This window comes from Heyndrickxia sp. FSL K6-6286 (genome assembly GCF_038630395.1).
In the GTDB taxonomy this organism is placed as follows: domain Bacteria; phylum Bacillota; class Bacilli; order Bacillales; family Bacillaceae_C; genus Heyndrickxia; species Heyndrickxia oleronia.
In genome coordinates, this window is record NZ_CP152029.1 from 3378415 (window position 1) to 3399246 (window position 20832).

The following is a 20832-nucleotide window of genomic DNA, read 5'->3' on the forward strand; positions in this document are numbered from 1 at the left end:
TATCCACCTCTTAATCAGGATCTAACTCGGAAAAATATTGCTTAACGATTGACTCTAGTTCTTTTGGTAATTGAACACGCTCCGTGCTATTTCTAAAAGATTTCTCATATTCCCGAAAAACCTCTTCATAGGATCGTACAGACCCTTTTAATATGGGACTATTCCCAGAAAACTGCTCTTTGCTATTTCCTTGACCAAGTCTTCCAAAGTCGTTCTCTATATTTTTTTTACCTGAAATGTTTTCAGGAATGGTAAGAAAATCTCTGGAACCTTGTCCTTTCCCAGCTCCTAATCCAGTTCCATTTCCTTGGCCTGTTCCAACTCCACCTTGTCCTTGTCCATTTCCTTGTCCCTGGCCTTGACCTCGTCCCTGACCTTGACCTTGTCCCTGGCCTTGTCCTTGTCCTTGACCTTGTCCCTGGCCTTGACTTTGACCATCGCTGCTACCGTTGTTATCCTCATTAACTAGATTATCAGAGTCCATCTGATTCAAGGGATCGTTGCTAGACAAGGCAATCTGCTCATTAGGCAAGATGCCATTTTTCATCATATCTTGTTGTAAACTAAGAGCGATATTTTTTATTGTCTCTTGTGATAAATTGGCGTCATTCAATTGGGCTGCTAATTGGATTGCCATCTTTAACTGCTTTTCTAATTGAGCTAATTGTTCTTTTGTTAATTCATTTTGATTTGTCAGCTTCGCTAATGCCTGTTTTTGCTGTTCGGTTAACTGGTCCCAATTGTTTTTTAGTTTTTCTAACTGTTCAGTAATCTTTTTCATCTCTTTTTTATCAATGGCATTTGCTAATTGCTTTAAATTAGCACCGTTAAGCTCATTTCTTAGCTGATTTAATTGTTGCTGTTGTTCTTTTGCCTTTATTTGTTTTAATTCTAGCTGGTTTAATTCCTTAGCTAATTTTTTTAGTGCTTCCTCAGCTTTGTTTTCCTTTTTTACTTCTTGCTTCATTTTTTCCAATTCTTTTTTTACCGTTTTATTTTTTTCCTTTTTCTTTAGTTGATCGATTTTTTTCTCCGTCTTTTTCACAAGCTCGGTTTCTTTTTCTTTTTTATCCGCCAATTCCATCTTTTCATTTGGGAAGACAATAGATAATATCATCCCCCCCAAACAGACTACTACACAAAGGATCATTTGAGGATGGATCCATTTCTTCTTCCTTTTTAAGATGATGTTTCGCTTCTCCTTCATTAGCCTAATGGCATCTTTTCGTTGTAGTTGATGGATTTCTCCATCTTCCGCAATAAAAGATAGTGCCGTTTTTACTCGATCTTCAGCAATAAATTCGTCATAAATATTTGCAGCTTGCTTTTTTCTCGGTCGAAGTTTAATGAAGAAAATACATCCTACGACAAATATACAAAGGTAACCCCCAATTAAATAACGTTCTGGATAAGGAATGACTATCCAGCGTGCGAATAAGAATAAAAGGAATGAGAAGAGGCCAATTCCTAATAGGTAAAACTGAATAAAACTCGTAATATGTACATACCACAGTTGTCTTTCAACATCCTTCAATAACGAAAATAATTGTTTCTTCTCATTCATCTTAAATCACCTATTTTTTCACTTTCATATTAGGTCTAAGCTTACGAATGCTTAAATATAAACAAAGTATAACAATGATTGAATAGCAAATGATATGGCTAATCCATAATGGAAAGTCAATACCTGTAGTTCCGTAAATCTCGTCAACAATTTCCGGCATGACAATACCTGCTAAAACCATTGGTGCATTAAACATCGCAATAAAATAACCTACCGGATTGGTTGGTGGAGTTTGCACCGTATAGGAGTGCATTTGTGTCATGCTTAGTACGATCATAAATAAAAAAGCTGTACCTCCTGCTAATAGAAGGGTAACTCCATATGTCGTTACCATCGATACAATGGTTTTCCGGATAATTGTCGAAAAGAATACCCCGATACTCGCAAAAACAATTATTGTAAACACATATAAACCGAATACAGCAAGCAATGTCGCAGGTGCCACTCCACCGAAGAGAAATACCATACTATATAGGGGCAAACTTGCGACAATTAATAGAAGCAAATACAAGAATGATGAAAAAAGTTTGCTTAAAATAATACTCGTTGAGCTTTGTACAGTTGTTAATAATATATTTAAGGTTTGCTTTTCCCTTTCCCCACTAATCACACCTGCTGTTAAACCAGGTGTGATAAACAGAATAAGTGCTAGCTGAATAAAGGATAGCATGACAAATAATTCCCTACTTTGTTCAGGACGGAAATAACTGCTCCCCCTGAATTCTGTCATCAAAAGTATAAACCCGACGACAATCAATGCTATGGCTAGGAGATATGCTAGTAGCCCGATAAATGTTTTCAAGGAGCGAAACCTTAGTTTAAACTCTTTGTTCAAAACTGGATTAATAAGAAAGGACTTCATCCTTATTCCACCCCTTTCGTAATTTCCATAAAGACATCTTCTAGATTCGTTTCGAACTCTTTAAAACTAACAATCTGTATTTCCTGTAAAATGGCATGTCTTAACAACTGTGACTGTTCTTCATCATTGCCATTAAAGAAAAACTGAAAGCTGTATTCATCCTCTAATTTTTCCATTTGAGATACTTTCGGATGATCTTCAAAAAAGGCAATGGCTCGATCTCGCTGTTGATTAACCTTAACAATAATTATTTTCTCTGCTTGCAATTGCTTTTGTATCTCTGCAACAGATCCATGTGCTACAAGCTTACCATTGTCAATCACACCAATTTCATCACACATCTCAGCTAATTCTGGCAAAATATGCGAAGAAATCAAAATGGTTTTACCCATTGATTTTAATTCCTTCAGAATTTCCCTCATTTCGACTCTTGCTCTTGGGTCTAAGCCTGATGCAGGCTCATCCAAAATAAGCACTTCTGGATCATGGATCAAAGATCTTGCCAAACAAAGTCTCTGTTTCATCCCACGTGATAGCACATCGACATAGGAATGCTGTTTATGTGATAAATTAACAAGCTCAAGTAACTGAGGAATTAATTTCTGCCTTGTTTTTGCATCAATTCCGTAGCTTGCACCGTAAAAATCTAAATATTCATCAGCTTTTAAGTGATCATATACACCAAAGAAATCAGGCATATATCCTATCTGTTTGCGAACTTGTTTTGGTTCCTTTGTAATATTAAAGCCATTAATATATGCAGTCCCTGAAGTAGGTGATAGCAATGTCGCCAAGATGGAAAAAGTGGTCGATTTACCAGCACCATTTTGCCCAACAAAACCGAAAACGCATCCTTTTCCAATTGTTAAATTTAAAGTATCTAATGCCGTAAATGAGCCATATTTTTTAGTCAAATTTTGAATTTCAATCATGGACGAACCTCACCTTTCACAGTTAAGTTTGGTAAAAAGACATGTGGGTCGCCTTGACCAAGCTTTAATATTTTTATCTTAAACGTACCATTTTTGTAATATCGATCTATTTGTTTATCAAATACAGTTACTTTATTTTTCTCATCGATTGATATATATTTTTTTGCAGTAAAATCAAACAGTTGATAATCTACAAAATTACTAGGCTCTATTTGTAAAGACAATTGTTGAATATCTGTTCTGTCAGAAATCAATTGTTTTGGCAAATAATAATCAATCTCATATTCCCCATCTTCTAACATTATTTCATTGCCTCTCCCTACATTTTCTTCATAAATATTTCCTCTAATCACGGATGTTTTCGTTCTAATAGAATTTTGATTCAAAGTAAACGGACCATTGATAATTCCAGTTATTTCAAATGGTTGATAAATGAGAGAAAGATTTCGCATCTTTGCCTCCTTTTTTTCCAACTCTGCTTCAATAACCGGACTTTTGGTAATTCCATAAACGACTGGTAAACTCTCTTTATTCATACGATCTGAAAGATTTCCAGCAATCCATTGTAATCGATCTTTTTTTAACCTAAATATTTCATCTGTGGTGACATTAGAAGGATATCCGCTCAGATTTCCATTATAAATTGGTGCTAATAAATAGGTATCAAGCATGTTTTCATTAACAGTTAAAGACTGCCCTTTCGACAATTTACCTAATTTATATGTTCGATAACCGGACCATATATACACTTCGTCAAAATCATACGGAAATTGATTTTTAATTTCCCCAGTTATTTTCTGATTATTTATAGATAGTTGAACTTGAAATTGTCCTGCTTTCTTGATTTGCGTATACCCTAACAAGGATCGCGTCGACCAATATTCAACCTTATTAAATGTAATTTGATCAGTTTTTAATTTATTTTCAATGACCGCTTGTCTGGATAAGCTTTCTATATTACCAGCACCATGTCTTTCAATTGGACTTCCATTAAATTCACCTTTCGGATAAATAAATGTATAATCACCACTTGTATTTGACATTAGTGATGCTCCATAAATACCGGATAAACTACCATTGCCATCTGCCTCAAGGGATGCCATTTGATTAATTTGCGGCGATGCAATTCTATCCTTTGCACCTGTTAAGAAGATGCCAAGTGAAAAGACGATTGAAATAACAGGAATGAGCCACCATGCATGTTCACGCCTGTCCAATTTGCGTAAAATAATATAAAGAAGTGGCACAATTATGATAAAGTATCCTGCTAATACAGATAAAATAACTCCTAATGAAAACTGTGAGGATTCAAATAATTCATTGATATCAACAAGTTCATTTGAGAAACTATCATAAAATCCCATACCATTATTTTGCATGACCAATTGTAAATGTGAGCTATCGGATTGTGATAACAAACTTCCTAGCCAAGTATGATAGTTTTTCCAAGAAGAAAGTGGTTCATCTCCTAAGGAAAATGCTGTCTGGATTATTTCCCCTTTGCCAATCTGTTTGCGAGCAATCACTGGGGTAGATTCTACCTCTGTCATCACTATTGCTTTTTCATTGATGTTGCCAATAAAAATAGGTAATTGAGTAAAATCCGGTTTCTCCTCATTATTCACGGTTAAAAATGATAGATTTGTAAGCTGTCTCTCACTATTTATACTCATTGGCATATTATCTTTTAATAAACCGAAAGAATCTAAGCCTTCTGGTGTGGCACCTGCAATTAGGACTCCACCAGCTTCGATCCAATCATGGATCGATTTTTGTTGTTTCTCATCTAATTTTGTTAGGGCATATTCATCTACGATGATATAATCCAATAAATCTAACCCAAGCGAATCAGTAGGAATAAGCTTCTTTGAAAGTGGATATACTTCAACATTTCCTGCTGTAGCGGGAATCGACTTTAATTCTTTTAACCGATCAGGATTTTCACTTAAGATTCCAACCGATTTTTCATCCTGTTGGATAAATTTTGGACTAAAGGTTCTTTTTCCGTTCACCTTTACTTCATTGTCTTCTCGCCAATCTCCTTTATATAGATGAACGATCGGATTTCTTGTTAGTTCATAGCCAATATCTTCCGAAAGTCCAGGTACAGCAACCGTATACTTCTTTGTTGTTCCAGCAGGTAATTCAACATGGATTGCTTTCATACCACCTGCATTATAGGAAGGAGCAAAGTTTACTAGAAGAGATCCGCTAAAATCTTCACCATTATTTTTGATCGTGAGAAAGATAGGGAATCCCCTACCACTTTTGATATTTCCATTCAATCCTGCATCTACATCTATTTGTATTGCTTCTTTTGCAAAAACAGGTTTAATTGAAAAAATAGAAAATAAGAAAATGATTGCTAGAACGAATATTGTTTTTTTGGATTGCTTCATTATTTTCCCCCTAATTTTTCTTCTCTTTTTAGACGTTTAACAAACAAAAAGGTTTTCACTTTTTTTCAATTTGAAATATTCATCTCTTATTCAATATTATTTTACATTAAATTCTGGATAATGAAATATTTCCCACAAAAAAAATCTTAAATCGTCAATGATTTAAGATTTTTAACAATTAATTTCTATTTTGTTTTGACCGTTTCTCCTAAGGAAAGCCAAGATCTATTCTCCTTCTGATCAACCGTTATTGGTACTTGAAAAAATTTAGATAAATTTTGAGCATTTAATAGAGTTTTCGTAGCACCTGATTGAAAGATCTCACCATTTTTTAACAATATCATCTTTTCGAAGCATGGAAGAACTTCCTCGACATGATGAGTTACATAAATTAATGTTGGTCCATCTGGCTGTTTCGCTAAACGTTCAATGGTTTGTAAAAAATGCTCTCTTGATATAATATCTAAACCCGTACACGGTTCATCAAGAATTAATAGTTTAGGAGACGCCATCATCGCCCTAGCAATCAAAATGCGTTGCCGCTCACCTTGTGATAAGGTTTCATATCTTCGCATCGTTAAATGATCACAATTAAATAATGATAGTAATTGAAGTGCCTGATCTTTATCTTTTTTATTTGCATTTTCATACAAACCAATACTAGCAAACTTTCCACTTAGTACAATATCCTCAACAATCTCGTGATCAGGTATTTTTTGCTGTAAAGAAGAACTGACCCAGCCGATTGATTTACGGAGTTCGCGAATATCCGTACGACCAAAAGAATGATTTAATACGTGAACCTCCCCCTTTGTCGGCCATATATATCCATTAATCATATTTAAAAGAGTGGTTTTTCCAGAGCCATTAAGACCTAATAGACACCAATGTTCCCCTTCATTCACTTCCCATGAAAATTCCTTCAAAATCCACTTCTCTTCCCGTTTCCACGAAACATTCTTCATATTAATGATCACTGCATACACTCCTTACAACTCAAAATCATTCAAATAATTAGACTATTCAACGCGTACTGTAACACTTTAAAGCAGTGGGGGTCAGACCCCCACTAAATAATCTGTTAATACAGAAATGGCAAAGTCTATGGCGTCTTCATTTGGTTCTAGTTTGGCGTGGTGTAGGCCATAGGGGGAGTCTACTCCTAGCCAGAACATAAATCCAGGAATTTCTTTTAGCATGTAACCAAAGTCTTCTCCTGTCATGGCTTCTTTGCATACATATAAATTTACATTTTGGTTTTTTTCCAAGTACTTCATAAAGGCTTTCGTTGGTTGTTCGTGATTATACACTTGATGATACATGGAACCATAGTCTATTTTCACTTCGCATTCGAACCCATTTTCGATGCCTTTAACTAATGCCTCAATTCTTTTCTTTACTTTTTGCATTGACTCAACAGATAATGTGCGAATTGTTCCTTCTAATCTTGCGGATTCAGCAATTATATTTTGGACCGTTCCTCCGGTTATTTTACCAATGGTAATAACAGCACTATCCAGTGGATCAACATTCCGTGAAATGATGGATTGAAGTTGTGTGACCAAATAAGAAGCAGCTACGACCATATCATTCGTTTGATGAGGATACGCAGCATGTCCTCCCTTACCCTTCAGATCAATAAACAATTCAGACGTGTTCGCAAATAATAAGCCCTCTTTTATCGCAATCGTTCCGACTGGATATTCTGGCGCAATATGCAAGGCAAGAATTAGATCTGGCCTCCACGCCTGAAATTCCTCGCTTTTTAACATCGGTTCTGCCCCACCTGGACCTTCCTCGGCAGGTTGAAAAATAAACAGCATATCATCTTTAATTGGATGCTCTACTATATGTGTTAATACCCCCAGTGCAATACTCATATGAAAATCATGTCCACATGCATGCATTCTTCCTTCATGTTCTGATGAAAAAGGAAGATTGGTTTGCTCCTCAATCGGAAGTCCATCGATATCAGTTCTATAGCCAATAGTTTTAGTGGGAGCTGTTCCAAGCACTTTCACAAAAAGACCAGTACGCCATGTACGAATTTCATAACGATCTTTTGGCAGTGATTCAATATATTTTAGGAGATAGTTTTGTGTTTTTACTTCTTGAAACCCTAGTTCAGGTATTTTATGTAAATCACGTCTGATTTTTATAAATGGACTTTGACTCATATAAGATTCCCCTTTACAAAAAGCCTGGCAGCTGCCAGGCTTTATCTTATAAATTTCGAAGTTCTTGCTTAATTTCGATTTTTGATTTTGTTTTTTCATCAATATCCTTTAATTTTTTCGCTGGTACACCTGCAACTAAAGTATTCGGTGGTACATCATTCACTACGATCGCTCCTGCAGCAACAACAGAACCTTTACCAACCGTTACACCTTCCAAAATAACCGCATTCGCCCCAATAAGAACATCATCTTCAATAATAACAGGTTTGGCAGAAGGTGGCTCAATGACACCAGCTAAAACAGCACCTGCACCAACATGGCAATTCTTTCCTACCGTCGCACGTCCACCTAAGACAGCATTCATATCAATCATTGTACCTTCGCCAATAACTGCACCGATATTAATTACTGCACCCATCATAATAACAGCGTTATTACCAATTTCAACCTGATCACGTATAATTGCACCTGGTTCAATACGTGCATTAATATGTTTCATATCTAGCAAAGGAATAGCAGAATTACGACGATCATTTTCAACGACATAATCTACAATATTTTCTTTATTTGCTTCAATAACAGCTGAAATTTCAGACCATTCTCCAAAAACAACCCCGCTATTTTCGTTAATAAAAGTTTGGATCTTACTTCCGAAATCAACTTTCTTTAGATCACCTTTTATATAAACCTTTACAGGTGTCGTCTTTTTACTATTTGAAATAAAAGAAATAATTTCATTTGCATCCATCAGCATTAATCCCCCTACTAATTTTTAATATGTATGAAAATTACTTTAACAAACTAAATCAATATAAACAAGAAATATGTCTAAAAAGTATGTGGCTGAGTTTCTAAAAATTCATTGACGATCTCAACAAAAGCCTGAACCTGACCTAGTTCAAAGGCAGATTCATATCCTAATAACCATGTATCCCTTTTCAGACGTTGATCATGATCTCCTTTCAGAGGAATCTTATACATATTATTTGCAGATTCAGTTAATGTAATCGCAGGTAATATCGCATAACCGATTCCATTAAAAGTCATTTGCTTACATGTTTCAATTTGATCAACCACAATCGTATTCTTAGGCGTTGTTTGAAATTGACGATGCCACCAATCTTGAATTTCTTGGTAATAATTTGAATCACTTTTAAACTGTATAAATGGGCGGTCTGTCTTTAATACATCCTCGACATGCTGAATCTCTTTATCAACTAAATACAGTGTATCCTCGAATAAATGGAGTTTCGGTCCCTTCCAATCCGTAGACCCACGAAGAATTCCTATATGAACCTCATCATCATATAGAGATTTTAAAATCTCACTACTCCACCCAGTAATTAATGATATTTTTGCATGGGGATATTTTTCAACAAACTTCTTAAGTACCTTAGGAAGCCAGTTCTGACCAACGATAGACGCACATGCAATCTTTAATGTACCATGAACCTTTGACTCGAGAGATTGTATACTTTCCTTCACCTTTTCCTCTCGTTCTAATACATCATTTGCAAAGCGAATAATGAGCTCCCCTGAGGGTGTTAGTGTTAATCCCTTCTGTGTTCGAATAAATAATTTTGTTCCCCATTGCTTTTCAATATTTTGCAGCCTTTGAGACAATGCAGGTTGTGAAACAAAAAGACGTTCAGCAGCCTTCCTCATATTCATTTCTTGTGCCAGAACTGAAAGTAATTGGAATTCATTCGTTGACATGTACATACTCCTATAAGTTTTACTTATATTATATCTTAAAATAGTAGAAATTTCATGATTACTCTCTATCAAAATTAAATGGACTTTTGGTTCTATTTTCCAAAATTTATTTCAAACTTTTTCTTCTTTCTATATGTCTATTTAACGTAACACCAAAAAGATACCGTATCAAAGAAAAAGTCAAGGTGCTTTTGGAGGCGCCGAAGCAGCACATTGTAGAAAAAGGAGCTCTTTTTTCATGAAGAAAAGCAAGGCAATTGACCAATTAACACAATTCATCATTGAAAATAAGGAAGATTTTTATCGGCTAGCCTATAGCTATGTAAAAAATTCTGAAGATGCCTTAGATATCGTTCAGGAATCAATAAAAAAAGCATTAATAGCAAAAGATTTTTTAAAGGAATCCCAGTCTATAAAAAGTTGGTTCTATAAAATTGTTGTCAATACATCTTTAGATTTTTTAAGAAAAACAAAAAAAATCTCCTTAGTTGATGAGGAAACATTAGATTTCTTAAGTACCGGGAGAGAGGATAGTTATCAAAACATTGATTTAAAAAGATCACTTGAAGATCTCCCAATAAAATATCAGAGTGTCATTATCCTTCGATATTTTGAAGATTTAAAAATAGATGAGATTGCTGAAATACTTCACATAAATGTAAGTACAGTGAAAACTCGTCTATACAAAGCACTTGAAATTTTAAGGATTAAAATGAAAGACGAAAGAATTTAAAGTAGAGACTATCTCAATTATACCGGAGGCAATAAAATGGATAAAAGATTAGAAGAATTAAAAAATGAATATAAAAATACACCAATTCCTAAAGAGCTCGATGAAGTCGTAAATAAAGCTTTACAACACAAAAACAAAAAGCCATTCCGTTATCACTGGCTTGTTGGAGCAGCTGCAGCCGCAATCATTTTTACTGCAAGTGTTAATATTAGTCCAACGTTTGCAAAAAACTTATCCAAGGTCCCAGTTTTAGGTTCAGTTGTAGAGGTGATCACCTTCAAAGAAATAAATGTGGATGACGAAAATTACAATGCTCACTTAAAAGTTCCTAAAGTAAATAACCTTAACAATAAAAAATTAGAAAATAGTCTTAACAAAAAATATATAGCAGAAAATCAAAAACTATATAATGATTTTACAAAAGAAGTAGAAAATCTTAAGAAAAAAGGTGGCGGCCATTTAGGTGTAGACTCTGGATACGAGGTTAAAACAGATGATGATAAAATCCTATCAATTGAACGCTATGTTATTAATACACAAGCATCATCATCGACAACCGTTCAATATGATACCGTTGATAAGGAAAAGCAAATCTTGCTAACACTTCCAATACTATTTAAAGATCATGACTATATTAAAGTGATTAGTGAAAATATTAAGAATCAAATGCGGGACCAAATGAAAAAGGATCCAAATAAAATTTATTGGGTTGATAATGCAGGTATCGAAGACCTTGACCTAACGGAAGCCTTTAATCAGATTTCAGCAAATCAAAGCTTTTACATTAATAAAGATCATAAATTAGTCATTACTTTTAATGAATATGAAGTTGCACCTGGATACATGGGCACTGTGGAGTTCATTATTCCAACAAAGGTCATTTCTAATGAACTAGTAGGTCATGATTATATTAAATAAATTCATTAGCTTTGATCAAAAAAGAACAAATAATTTTCGAAAATGACCTTTTGGGGATAGAAAAACTATTCTCGATTCATGTAAAATAGGTTTTGCACAAATAAACACCATTTGAGGCTGTTTAATATAAGGGGAGCCTTTATTAAACAGCCCTACATATATTAAATTTTTAATGGGAGTAACCAACATATTGCTTAATTAGTAGAAAGGGATAAACATCTATGTACCACATCATTATACTAAAGAACAAATATTCCTATAAGTTTTGGGGGCGGATTGCATGATTCAATCTGCAACACCAAAAAGAAGATATATTCTAGGTCTGGACGGACTTCGCGCATTAGCGGTACTTTCCGTCATTTTCTATCATCTAGGCTTTAAATGGGCTAGTGGTGGATTTTTAGGAGTTGTCGTTTTCTTCGTCCTCTCAGGTTATTTAATAACCGATCTCCTCGTTGAAGAATGGGACCGACATCAACACATTCACTTGAAAAAGTTTTGGCTAAAAAGGGCTAAACGTCTTCTACCAGCTATTTTCCTGTTACTGTTAATTTTAATTGGTTGGGTAAGTCTTTTTGACCGATCCTTTCTTCACTCATTGAGAGAGGATTGTCTTGCAGCATTATTTTATTTTAGTAATTGGTGGTATATATTTCACAACCAATCCTATTTTGATAGTTTTGCAAATCCATCACTTCTCAATCATTTTTGGTCACTTGCTGTAGAAGAGCAGTTTTATCTAGTTTGGCCGTTATTACTAATGCTTGGATTTCGTTTCATTCCGAGACGACTCCTTTTCCTATTGATTGTTATTATTGCAACAATATCTGCAATAGCAATGGGGGTCTTGTATCAACCTGGCTTGGATCCAAGTCGAGTCTATTATGGTACCGATACCCGTGCTTTTTCACTTTTAATTGGAGCGGCACTAGCATTATATTGGCCTAGTCAGAAGCTTGCTTTTGACATTCCAAAAGGATTAAAATATTTCCTTAACACTATTGGAGCAGTAGCACTACTAGTAATTCTATTCATGCTTTGGAGGACCAATCAATATGAAAGCTTCCTCTATCGTGGTGGTATGGTTCTTGTTTCTCTTATTACTGCCATACTCGTTGCGGTATTAGTGCATCCTGCTAATAGTATTAGTAAACTTTTTAGTATTAAACCATTGCAATGGTTAGGGGTACGCTCTTATGGGATATATTTATGGCATTATCCTATTATTACTTTAACTACACCTTCAGTGAATACCAATGGAATATCACTAATTAGAGTATTAATTCAACTAGTACTCATTATAGGTCTATCAGCGTTATCCTATAAATATATAGAAAATCCGATTCGACGTCATGGATTTTCAAACTCATTTAAGATGATGAAAAATTGGTTTGAGGATCATCACATCTCCTTTGCTCGTGTTGCAACATTAGCTGGGGCCATTCTCATATTAATGATTTCCTTAGTCGTTGTATCAAATGATCCTTCAGCAAGTGGTAATAAAAAAGAATACTCTAAAGCAGCCATGAAAGAATATGACCCAAAAGAACCTATTAAACAAATAAAAAATAAACCTAGTGAAAAAAATGAAAAACAACAACATCAAGACGTTGAGAGTGAAAATAGTAAAGAAACAACTAGTAGCAAGACTGAAAATACAAAAGAGGAAAAACAAACTGTTACTAATCTGAAAGATATCCATACGACAGCTATTGGAGATTCTATACTACTTGATGTAGCTCCATTTTTAAAAGATAAAATTCCTTCAATGACTGTTGATGCTGAGGTTGGAAGGCAAATGTACCAAGCTATTCGTATTGTTGAACGCATGGTAAAAAACGGAAGTTTAGGTGATACGGTAATTATCGAGCAAGGGACAAATGGGGCATTTACAAAAGATCAGCTTGAATCCATGATTCAAACAATCGGAAACGATAAACGGATCATTTTAGTTAACACCCGGGTCCCACGTCCTTGGGAATCAGTAGTGAATTCAACCTTAAAAGAAGTTGCTCCTAAATATTCGAATGTCACATTAGTAGATTGGTATACAGCAAGTAAAGGGCATAATGAGTATTTTGCTCCAGATGGAGTCCATTTAAATAAATCAGGCTCTCAAGCATATGCTAACCTCGTACTTAATAAGATAAAAAAATAAGCCCCACTATGGAGCTTATTTTTTTGTTCTTATAAATGATTTAATTTTTGTACATGTTTTTTTAATTCTTTTAATAACGATCTTCTAGTGAAAATTCCTGCAAAATAGCCCTCTTGATCTTCGACACATAAAAACGGATGGTCTATCAGTAGACCTAAAGCTTTTTCAAAATGATCATCAATTTTTAATCTTGGAATTTTTACTGTCATAACATCTTCTACTTTTTTTTCACTTAATTTTTCAAATTCAATTCGTTCTAAGCCTAAAATAGATTCAGTAATTAAAGATGAACTAATGAGTCCATGTAGTTTGTATTTTGCATCTAATACTGGTATAGCTGAATAGCCGCTTTTAGTAAGTACTAATAGTGCATGTTCTAAACTATTTCCAACTTGAACATGTGCAACTTTTTCTGAAGGAATCACGAAATCCATGATTTTCGGTTCTAAAAATTCATTACTTTGTAAGGAAATCATTGTAAAACTCCCTTGTTATGTTTTAAGGTTTCCCTCCCTTATTTTATCATAATAACATCAACTTTGAACGAATTAACATTTTAATTATTGGCTCTTTTTTCAAACATTGTTACAATTCAAGTTAAGTTTCACCAAAAATCCATCTGAAAAAGACAGCTACATCTTTCAATTCACTAAAAAAGAGCTGCAAACTCATAAGAACCGCAAAATCCTTTTTGGCTTTTATAAAAGCAACAAACTATACCAAAAACAGCCAAATATTCTACAGCTATTTTTTAGATAAAAAAATAAAGAGCCTTTAATTAGGCTCTAGGATGGGTTCTTCTCTTCTTGTACTAAATCAAAAATTTCTATAGCGGTAATATCAATATCATCAAATTGATATTTGTTTACTTTTTTATCTTCATCATATTCCTCTAATTCAAAGGTATCTGTCGCTGGAAAAAACTTTACTTGACATAATGTTTTTCCATTTACCTCAAATCTGCGTTGTTGTATCTCACCTGTATCCTTTGCATCCTGCATCGCTTTTAATCTTTGGATAATTCCTAATAGTTGAGACATAGTAAACTCCTTTCTGTTTAACACCATCACCAATTAAGTCACCGGTTTATCATAACCTATACGAGTGACGATTACCACCCTTAATACTTACGAAAAAACAATTTTTATTTTGCCATTATTATGGCTATTTGATTATACTGTCATGTTTATCATTTATTATTTATTATAACTTATATTCTTATCATTCCCGAAACTAAAATTCTAACTACTAATTTCTTTATTCTCCAATAAACAAGGGGTAAAATTAAATATATACATATATAAACTATTTGAGGAGGAATAAAATGAGCATAATCGATGTTAATGAACGGATTAAACTAATTGATTTATTCGATCTTGGTATGAGTGAGAGAACTGGTTCATTTGTAATTCTTGAAGACTCAATAACGTTAATTGAAACCTCCGCTAGTCCGTCCATTCGATATTTAAAGCAAGGCTTAAAAGAATTGAATATTGAGCTTGATCAAATAAAATTTATTATTCTAACACATATACATCTTGACCATGGAGGTGGTGTGGGACTATTCCTACAGGATTGTCCAAATGCAAAAGTTGTGGTTCATCCAAAGGCCGCGAAGCACCTGGCTGATCCAAGTAAATTAGAAATGGGTGCAAGGGCTGTATATGGGAATCAATTTGATCAACTTTTTAAGCCTATACTACCTGTTCCAAAAGAAAGGATAATGGTCAAAAATGATGGTGAAACACTGCAAATTGGCAAAAACACTTGTTTGACATTTTATGATACTCCTGGTCATGCCAGACATCATTTCAGCATTTACGACCCTGTATCAAATGGAATGTTTACAGGTGATACCGCAGGGATTTATTATTGGATGTTAAAAGAACTTGGCATTGATCTTTATTTACCAACAACTTCACCAAATCAGTTTAACCCAACAGAAATGTTACATTCGATTAAGCTTTACCGTGAAAAATCACTCAATTATCTTTATTTCGGTCATTTTGGTTATACAAAACAAGTTGAATTTGCTTTGAATGAGGTAGAGAGATGGATAGAATTCTTTGTTGATTGTGGACGTAAGGGTTACTTCTATAGTGAGATGGACGAAGAAAGAATAGAATATACTTATATAAGACTCAAAGAAGGTATTATAAATGAATTATTAAAACAACAAGTGCCAAAAGATCACAAAATTTTCAAAGTAATTGATCTTGATTTAAAAGTTTGCTCCATGGGATTAATTGATTATTGGAAAAAAGAAGTCACAAATAGATAGAAACCCTTCAATTTAAATAGAAGGTGAACCATCTTATGGCCACCTTCCTTTATTATATAATTGGGTAAAAGCTACGATTGAATAAATGTTTCCATCCTAAGAAAAAAGGATTCTCAGCAAGCAAAGCTACTGTATTCTTATTTAATCCAGTTTTATCTGATTCATTCATTTTCTTTATTAGTTCAATCGGTAAATCATAAAGGACATTTTCCACCTTCCACTTCCCATCTTCATTAATCAAACAAACACCTTGATATTCAGATGTATATAGAACTGGGCCCTCATTATCTAAGTTACGTTTTTCTAAAACATAATATTTATTATTATAATGGACGACTTTCGTATATTGGTCATAAGAAAAAAAAGGAATATAATATCGTGCAAAATCGGTTCCAAACGTTTGATACCCATAATTGGTTTTTACTAAATTTTCTTTAAGGAACTTTTGCATAAATGAACTTGTAAAATAGGGAATTAACATTTCATGAATTTCCTTCAAATCCCGCTCTTTTTCACTTAATTTAACTTGTGCATCCAAAGACTTTTTCACTATTTCTTTAATCGTTGAATCCGTCCCCACCGTTGTTGATGCGTGAGATGCTTGTCCAAATGTCAGAAAAAGCATAATGGAAAAAATGGTAGCCATAATCCGCATATTCATCCTCCTCTGTTTGCTTTTTTTCTTCTCCCATTGTAACAACAGAAATTTGTCGATATGAAAGAAACCGTTCGTATTTTTAATACAATTACTGACATGCTTTACTATTTTCTTTACCCTATTTTCCAAAATAAAAAACGGAGCTGTCTGAAAATATTCAAACAGCTCCGTCATATCAATTAGAATAGGTTAGAAATAATCCCTTTTGGAACAACTACACGCACAGTGATTAGTGGGTTAACAATTTGACTAATTTGCAGATCACATACTGCACTTAATAATCGATAGGAATCATTAAAAGATAAGGCTAGCTTTTTCTTAAATAAATGGACAACTGCCTCCATTCCTTTATTAGATGCTTCCTCAAAAGTTTTCGCTGATGAAATAAACATAAAAGAATCGGTTGTTTCAACAATAGGCATAGGAATGCTTAGATTGCTTTTTGATAAGCTCATCGTCACTTTCCCACCAATCTCTATACCAGAGCCATTTAATTCGCCATCACCCATTGAAGCATGTAAATCACCTAATGCCAACAGGCCACCATCATGAAAAACAGGTAGGTATAATTTATTTCCGGTCGTAATCTGTTTTGTATCCATATTACCACCATGATCCCCAGGTGATTCACTGAGAATTTCTCCTTCTAAAGGAGCTACCCCAATTACACCAATCATTGGCTTTACAGGAAGAGCAATCTCTTCATTAAATTCTACCTTTCCAGAACTTACATGAAATATTCTTGTATCTGTCTGTTTAACTAAGTCACCAAGGGGACCCATTCCAGGATATAGAACCATCACACCATATTCATCTAATTGAATATCCAGAATATCAATACAAAGAGTTTCACCTTTATGTAAATCATTGATATAAATGGGACCTGTAGCTGGATTGATATAGTCTATATTTATTTCCGTACGTAATTGATCTGAACTCGTTATTGCTCCACCGTAACAATCGTTTGTTTCAACTTGAAAAATTTCTCCCATTTTGACTGAATATGAAGGTTTGTGTTTGGCAGAAAAACTGGTTATCACATTCTCTTTATTAAATATTTTCAATCGTACCCCTACCTTTTTATCCGTTTTCCTATTCATTGTTAAAACGAAGAACAAAAATACTACTCTTCAGATATTTCACAGCCTTCATCCGTACAATATTCGCTCTTTGATGTATTAATTATTTTTAATGATTTTTTCTCGTTTTCTTCTTCCCATACCATATTTAAGGCTTTAATAAAAGTTTCAGTTGGTTGGGCACCTGAAATGGCATATTTTTGATTTAGTACAAAAAAAGGAACACCAGTTATCCCAATTTGCTTGGCTTCCGCTTCATCTTGACGTACCAACTGACTATATTCTGAGCCCTTGAGTACATTTAATGTACGTTCACGATCCAAACCAATTTCTTCAGCAAGATCCGCCAATATTTCGATATCACTAATCTTTTTTGAATCGGTAAAATACGCCTTAAGCAATCTTTCATTCATTTCTTGTGCCTTACCATGTTCCTCAGCGAATTTAGCTAAACGATGGGCATCAAAGGAATTAGTTGGTATCATCGTATCGAAATGATAAGTTAATCCTACATCTTTTGCTTGCTGACCGACATTCTCATTCATTTGTTTTGCTTGTTCAATAGACATGCCATATTTTTTAGCAAGGGCTTCATGTATATTTAGATCATTATCATTTTTAGTATTTGGATCCAATTCAAAGCTTCGAAAAACCAGATCAATCTGTTCTTTGTGAGGAAATTCTTGAATCGCCTCCTCTAAGCGTCGCTTCCCAATATAACAAAACGGACATACATAATCAGACCAAATTTCAATTTTCATTAATAAAACATCTCCTATCACTTTCATAGTACATGTGTATGAAAGAAACCTAACTACGACCTCTTCATTTTTTCTATCATATCACTCATACACATTAAATATCACGCAAAGTGCTTAAGGATAAGAAAAATGCATGTACCTGTTCCGGCATTCTAATATGATCCGTGAAAAGTATTTTTGTTTTGATTTCACAAAATGGGATTCATTTCTAAATCCAAAATGTTGAGATTAGGCAATACAAATGATTTTCATACTAAGATGGAGTGTGACAGTAACTTCAAATCAAAAAGGGAATTGATTTAACCATTGACCACCATCCATCGTAATGCATTCCCCATTTATATATTCGGCTTCACCTGAAAATAGAAAATAAGCAAGTCCTGCAATCTCTTCTGGCTTTCCTAATCGACCAAGCGGTACGCTATTCAAAGTTCTTCTTGCCGCTTCTTCTGATTCCCAAAGCTTGTCAGCACCACCTGTTCTTTCAATCGGCCCTGGAGCTATAGCATTTACACGAATTCCATATTTCCTTCCCCATTCTACTGCAAGTGTCCTTGTTAATGACAATACTCCTGCTTTAGCCGCTGCGGAATGGGCAACACCTACACCAGCATTCCAAGCATATGTTGCCACCATATTGATGATACTTCCTTTCATTTTACGTTCAATCCAATAATGCCCTACTGCACGTGAACAATAGAATGTCCCATTGAGCACAATATTAATAACGGAATTCCAGCCATTGACCGATAAATTTTCTGTATGTGTAATAAAATTCCCTGCAGCATTGTTAACAAGAAAGTCAATTCTACCAAATTTTTTGTCTACTTCCTTCACCATTCTATCGACATCATCAGGGTTTCTGACATCCATTTGTACCGTTAATATATTCGGTTGAATCTTTAAAAGCTCATTTTTTACTTTATCCAATCTTTCTAAGTTTCTACCAGTAATTACAACATTTGCTCCTTCTTTAGCAAAGCGATATGCCATATATTTTCCCATCCCACTAGAACCACCAGTTATAATTACAACCTTATCTTTCATTTTTTATACCTCCCAGCTAATATGAATGAATACTCACTCATATTGTAACATGTAATGACTGAAATTTATGAAATTTTATACAAAAAAAAAAGAGCTTTCACACTCTTTTTACTTATCTTCCATTTTATTTAGCAATGATTCATTCAATCTACTTAAAGATCGAATAATTGTTTTCTTGCGATGATAACCTTTAACTGTTATCGTGATATCATTATATTCTGTATATACTTGACCCCATGATCCAGATGGTGAAAATCCATACGCATATATTTTAATCATTCCTGTTTCAGTAGGCAGAAATATTGCATCCATTTGTTCATGTGTTTTCATTTTTAAACTCCTCTCTTTGATAAGTAATGAATGAAAAAAATCGAATAGTATTATATATTATATGAAGGCACTCTTGTCATCATTTTTACTATTTTTTTAAAATTATGAGTAGCAGCAACTATTTTCATAACAAAGGTAATGAATACTATAATTTGAATATACATTTAATAGAGTCATATTTCAATGATAAAGGAGAGAAGCACTTAGCGAAAATTATGGTAAGAATTTATAAAGAGCATCAGAAGACAATTGTGCGTCTCATATGCCTATAAGTCTTTCGAGAAGAAAATTTCTAAAAAAAGGAATTGGTACAATCCTATCGCTAATTGGAATCGGTAGTGGGGGATATATTTATTCTAGATATATTGAACCAAGAAGACTTGAGGTTAAACATATTACAGTAAAGCATAATAAAATCCCTTTAAGCTTCGATCAAATGAACATAGTTCAATTCAGCGATACACATCTTGGCTTCCAGTATACTCTTGATCAACTAGAAGAACACGTGAACAGAATTAATTCATTAAATCCAGATATCGTTTTTTTTACTGGAGATTTAATGGACGAGCCGAACCACTTTCCATATATAAAAAAAATACCTCCTATTTTAAATCAAATACAAGCACCTTTTGGTAAATTTGCTGTTTATGGAAATCACGATCACGGTGGTTATGGAACTAATATATATATGAATACGATGAAAAATTCTGGATTTAGTGTTTTACGAAATGAAGGTACTACTATACAGCAAAAAGATGGATCTAAAATTCATATTGCGGGTATCGATGATGCTATGCTAGGTACTCCGAATCTAACTCAAGCACTAAAATCTACTCCGAAGGATGCATTTCAAATTCTTCTATCACACGCACCTGATTTAGCAGATGCAGCTTCAACCTATAATGTTGATTTTCAAATAAGTGGACATAGTCATGGTGGCCAAGTACAAATTCCTTTTTTTGGTGCATTAATAACGCCCCCTTATGGAAAAAAATATCCTGAAGGTGAATATCACCTTAATCATAACTATCCACTATATTTATATGTTAATAGGGGATTAGGAACCACTAGATTACCCTTGCGTTTTTTATCTGTTCCCGAGATTACGGTCTTCACATTAAAAGCAACCGACTATTAATGTAGCCGATTGCTTTTTTTATCATCATTTTTTATATTACTTACTTCTGATTGAAAAATATGTAATAAATGCTCGTTTA

At 34.1% G+C, this 20832-nt stretch carries 20 protein-coding genes; 5 read left to right on the forward strand and 15 right to left on the reverse strand.

Annotation, left to right across the window (positions count from 1 at the left end; all coding sequences use genetic code 11):
* Positions 1-10 precede the first annotated feature (10 nt).
* The 8 genes from MHI39_RS16995 to MHI39_RS17030 form a co-directional block, all read right to left on the reverse strand.
* On the reverse strand, positions 11-1564 hold the full coding sequence (locus MHI39_RS16995) for a hypothetical protein (protein WP_342539819.1): 1554 nt from the start codon (positions 1562-1564) through the stop codon (positions 11-13).
* Positions 1565-1574: 10 nt separating this feature from the next.
* A complete protein-coding gene (locus MHI39_RS17000; RefSeq protein ID WP_180213141.1) occupies positions 1575-2426 on the reverse strand; it encodes an ABC transporter permease subunit in 852 nt (283 codons plus the stop codon).
* A gap of 2 nt (positions 2427-2428) precedes the next feature.
* Positions 2429-3358 (reverse strand): ABC transporter ATP-binding protein, encoded by a 930-nt coding sequence (locus MHI39_RS17005; protein ID WP_342539820.1) that lies wholly within the window; start codon positions 3356-3358, stop codon positions 2429-2431.
* Positions 3355-5757 carry a hypothetical protein gene (locus MHI39_RS17010; RefSeq protein ID WP_342539821.1) on the reverse strand — a complete coding sequence of 801 codons (2403 nt, stop codon included), beginning with the start codon at positions 5755-5757 and terminating at the stop codon, positions 3355-3357. The genes MHI39_RS17005 and MHI39_RS17010 overlap by 4 nt, the downstream gene beginning before the upstream one ends.
* Positions 5758-5942: 185 nt before the next feature.
* Positions 5943-6722, reverse strand: coding sequence for an ABC transporter ATP-binding protein (locus MHI39_RS17015; RefSeq protein ID WP_169792976.1), 780 nt, complete (start codon positions 6720-6722; stop codon positions 5943-5945).
* Positions 6723-6815: 93 nt separating this feature from the next.
* Complete coding sequence (locus MHI39_RS17020; RefSeq protein WP_342539822.1) at positions 6816-7934, reverse strand: N-acetyldiaminopimelate deacetylase; 1119 nt, start codon at positions 7932-7934, stop codon at positions 6816-6818.
* A 46-nt stretch (positions 7935-7980) separates the two neighbouring features.
* The gene (dapD, locus tag MHI39_RS17025) at positions 7981-8688 is read right to left on the reverse strand and encodes a 2,3,4,5-tetrahydropyridine-2,6-dicarboxylate N-acetyltransferase (protein ID WP_058002471.1); all 708 of its coding nucleotides are present in this window, start codon (positions 8686-8688) and stop codon (positions 7981-7983) included.
* 74 nt (positions 8689-8762) lie between these two features.
* On the reverse strand, positions 8763-9650 hold the full coding sequence (locus tag MHI39_RS17030; RefSeq protein ID WP_058002470.1) for a LysR family transcriptional regulator: 888 nt from the start codon (positions 9648-9650) through the stop codon (positions 8763-8765).
* 238 nt (positions 9651-9888) lie between these two features.
* Between MHI39_RS17030 and MHI39_RS17035 the strand changes: the two genes are divergently transcribed.
* From MHI39_RS17035 to MHI39_RS17045, 3 genes are all read left to right on the forward strand, one after another.
* Complete coding sequence (locus tag MHI39_RS17035; RefSeq protein ID WP_071976578.1) at positions 9889-10383, forward strand: RNA polymerase sigma factor; 495 nt, start codon at positions 9889-9891, stop codon at positions 10381-10383.
* A gap of 36 nt (positions 10384-10419) precedes the next feature.
* A complete protein-coding gene (locus MHI39_RS17040; protein WP_342539823.1) occupies positions 10420-11301 on the forward strand; it encodes an RsiV family protein in 882 nt (293 codons plus the stop codon).
* Between the two features lie 280 nt (positions 11302-11581).
* On the forward strand, positions 11582-13459 hold the full coding sequence (locus tag MHI39_RS17045; RefSeq protein ID WP_342539824.1) for an acyltransferase family protein: 1878 nt from the start codon (positions 11582-11584) through the stop codon (positions 13457-13459).
* A gap of 29 nt (positions 13460-13488) precedes the next feature.
* Here MHI39_RS17045 and cbpB read toward each other — a convergent pair whose 3' ends face one another.
* Positions 13489-13935 (reverse strand): cyclic-di-AMP-binding protein CbpB, encoded by a 447-nt coding sequence (gene cbpB / locus MHI39_RS17050; RefSeq protein WP_058002466.1) that lies wholly within the window; start codon positions 13933-13935, stop codon positions 13489-13491.
* Between the two features lie 309 nt (positions 13936-14244).
* Positions 14245-14499 carry a YkuJ family protein gene (locus MHI39_RS17055; protein WP_058002465.1) on the reverse strand — a complete coding sequence of 85 codons (255 nt, stop codon included), beginning with the start codon at positions 14497-14499 and terminating at the stop codon, positions 14245-14247.
* Positions 14500-14783: 284 nt separating this feature from the next.
* Between MHI39_RS17055 and MHI39_RS17060 the strand changes: the two genes are divergently transcribed.
* A complete protein-coding gene (locus MHI39_RS17060) occupies positions 14784-15740 on the forward strand; it encodes an MBL fold metallo-hydrolase (RefSeq protein ID WP_342539825.1) in 957 nt (318 codons plus the stop codon).
* A 52-nt stretch (positions 15741-15792) separates the two neighbouring features.
* Here the strand turns inward: MHI39_RS17060 and MHI39_RS17065 are convergent, their stop codons facing one another.
* The 5 genes from MHI39_RS17065 to MHI39_RS17085 form a co-directional block, all read right to left on the reverse strand.
* On the reverse strand, positions 15793-16395 hold the full coding sequence (locus MHI39_RS17065; RefSeq protein ID WP_259545859.1) for a DUF3993 domain-containing protein: 603 nt from the start codon (positions 16393-16395) through the stop codon (positions 15793-15795).
* Between the two features lie 182 nt (positions 16396-16577).
* Positions 16578-17516 carry an acetamidase/formamidase family protein gene (locus tag MHI39_RS17070; protein ID WP_342539826.1) on the reverse strand — a complete coding sequence of 313 codons (939 nt, stop codon included), beginning with the start codon at positions 17514-17516 and terminating at the stop codon, positions 16578-16580.
* A 5-nt stretch (positions 17517-17521) separates the two neighbouring features.
* Complete coding sequence (locus tag MHI39_RS17075) at positions 17522-18238, reverse strand: DsbA family oxidoreductase (protein WP_280616432.1); 717 nt, start codon at positions 18236-18238, stop codon at positions 17522-17524.
* A 282-nt stretch (positions 18239-18520) separates the two neighbouring features.
* Positions 18521-19285, reverse strand: a complete 765-nt coding sequence (fadH, locus tag MHI39_RS17080) for a 2,4-dienoyl-CoA reductase (protein ID WP_259545862.1) — start codon at positions 19283-19285, stop codon at positions 18521-18523.
* A 108-nt stretch (positions 19286-19393) separates the two neighbouring features.
* Positions 19394-19615: a hypothetical protein gene (locus MHI39_RS17085; protein ID WP_058002459.1), complete on the reverse strand. Its 222-nt coding sequence runs from the start codon at positions 19613-19615 to the stop codon at positions 19394-19396.
* 262 nt (positions 19616-19877) lie between these two features.
* On the opposite strand from MHI39_RS17085, the gene MHI39_RS17090 reads away from it, so the two are divergent.
* The gene (locus tag MHI39_RS17090; RefSeq protein ID WP_342539827.1) at positions 19878-20753 is read left to right on the forward strand and encodes a metallophosphoesterase; all 876 of its coding nucleotides are present in this window, start codon (positions 19878-19880) and stop codon (positions 20751-20753) included.
* Positions 20754-20832: the final 79 nt, after the last annotated feature.

Excerpts from the sequence above, each read along its gene's own strand:
- MHI39_RS16995 (WP_342539819.1), bottom strand. The coding sequence starts at position 1,564 with ATGAATGAGAAGAAACAATTATTTTCGTTATTGAAGGATGTTGAAAGA.
- MHI39_RS17000 (WP_180213141.1), bottom strand. The coding sequence starts at position 2,426 with ATGAAGTCCTTTCTTATTAATCCAGTTTTGAACAAAGAGTTTAAACTA.
- MHI39_RS17005 (WP_342539820.1), bottom strand. The coding sequence starts at position 3,358 with ATGATTGAAATTCAAAATTTGACTAAAAAATATGGCTCATTTACGGCA.
- MHI39_RS17010 (WP_342539821.1), bottom strand. The coding sequence starts at position 5,757 with ATGAAGCAATCCAAAAAAACAATATTCGTTCTAGCAATCATTTTCTTA.
- MHI39_RS17015 (WP_169792976.1), bottom strand. The coding sequence starts at position 6,722 with ATGAAGAATGTTTCGTGGAAACGGGAAGAGAAGTGGATTTTGAAGGAA.
- MHI39_RS17020 (WP_342539822.1), bottom strand. The coding sequence starts at position 7,934 with ATGAGTCAAAGTCCATTTATAAAAATCAGACGTGATTTACATAAAATA.
- dapD (WP_058002471.1), bottom strand. The coding sequence starts at position 8,688 with ATGCTGATGGATGCAAATGAAATTATTTCTTTTATTTCAAATAGTAAA.
- MHI39_RS17030 (WP_058002470.1), bottom strand. The coding sequence starts at position 9,650 with ATGTCAACGAATGAATTCCAATTACTTTCAGTTCTGGCACAAGAAATG.
- MHI39_RS17035 (WP_071976578.1), top strand. The coding sequence starts at position 9,889 with ATGAAGAAAAGCAAGGCAATTGACCAATTAACACAATTCATCATTGAA.
- MHI39_RS17040 (WP_342539823.1), top strand. The coding sequence starts at position 10,420 with ATGGATAAAAGATTAGAAGAATTAAAAAATGAATATAAAAATACACCA.
- MHI39_RS17045 (WP_342539824.1), top strand. The coding sequence starts at position 11,582 with ATGATTCAATCTGCAACACCAAAAAGAAGATATATTCTAGGTCTGGAC.
- cbpB (WP_058002466.1), bottom strand. The coding sequence starts at position 13,935 with ATGATTTCCTTACAAAGTAATGAATTTTTAGAACCGAAAATCATGGAT.
- MHI39_RS17055 (WP_058002465.1), bottom strand. The coding sequence starts at position 14,499 with ATGTCTCAACTATTAGGAATTATCCAAAGATTAAAAGCGATGCAGGAT.
- MHI39_RS17060 (WP_342539825.1), top strand. The coding sequence starts at position 14,784 with ATGAGCATAATCGATGTTAATGAACGGATTAAACTAATTGATTTATTC.
- MHI39_RS17065 (WP_259545859.1), bottom strand. The coding sequence starts at position 16,395 with ATGCGGATTATGGCTACCATTTTTTCCATTATGCTTTTTCTGACATTT.
- MHI39_RS17075 (WP_280616432.1), bottom strand. The coding sequence starts at position 18,238 with ATGAAAATTGAAATTTGGTCTGATTATGTATGTCCGTTTTGTTATATT.
- fadH (WP_259545862.1), bottom strand. The coding sequence starts at position 19,285 with ATGAAAGATAAGGTTGTAATTATAACTGGTGGTTCTAGTGGGATGGGA.
- MHI39_RS17085 (WP_058002459.1), bottom strand. The coding sequence starts at position 19,615 with ATGAAAACACATGAACAAATGGATGCAATATTTCTGCCTACTGAAACA.
- MHI39_RS17090 (WP_342539827.1), top strand. The coding sequence starts at position 19,878 with ATGCCTATAAGTCTTTCGAGAAGAAAATTTCTAAAAAAAGGAATTGGT.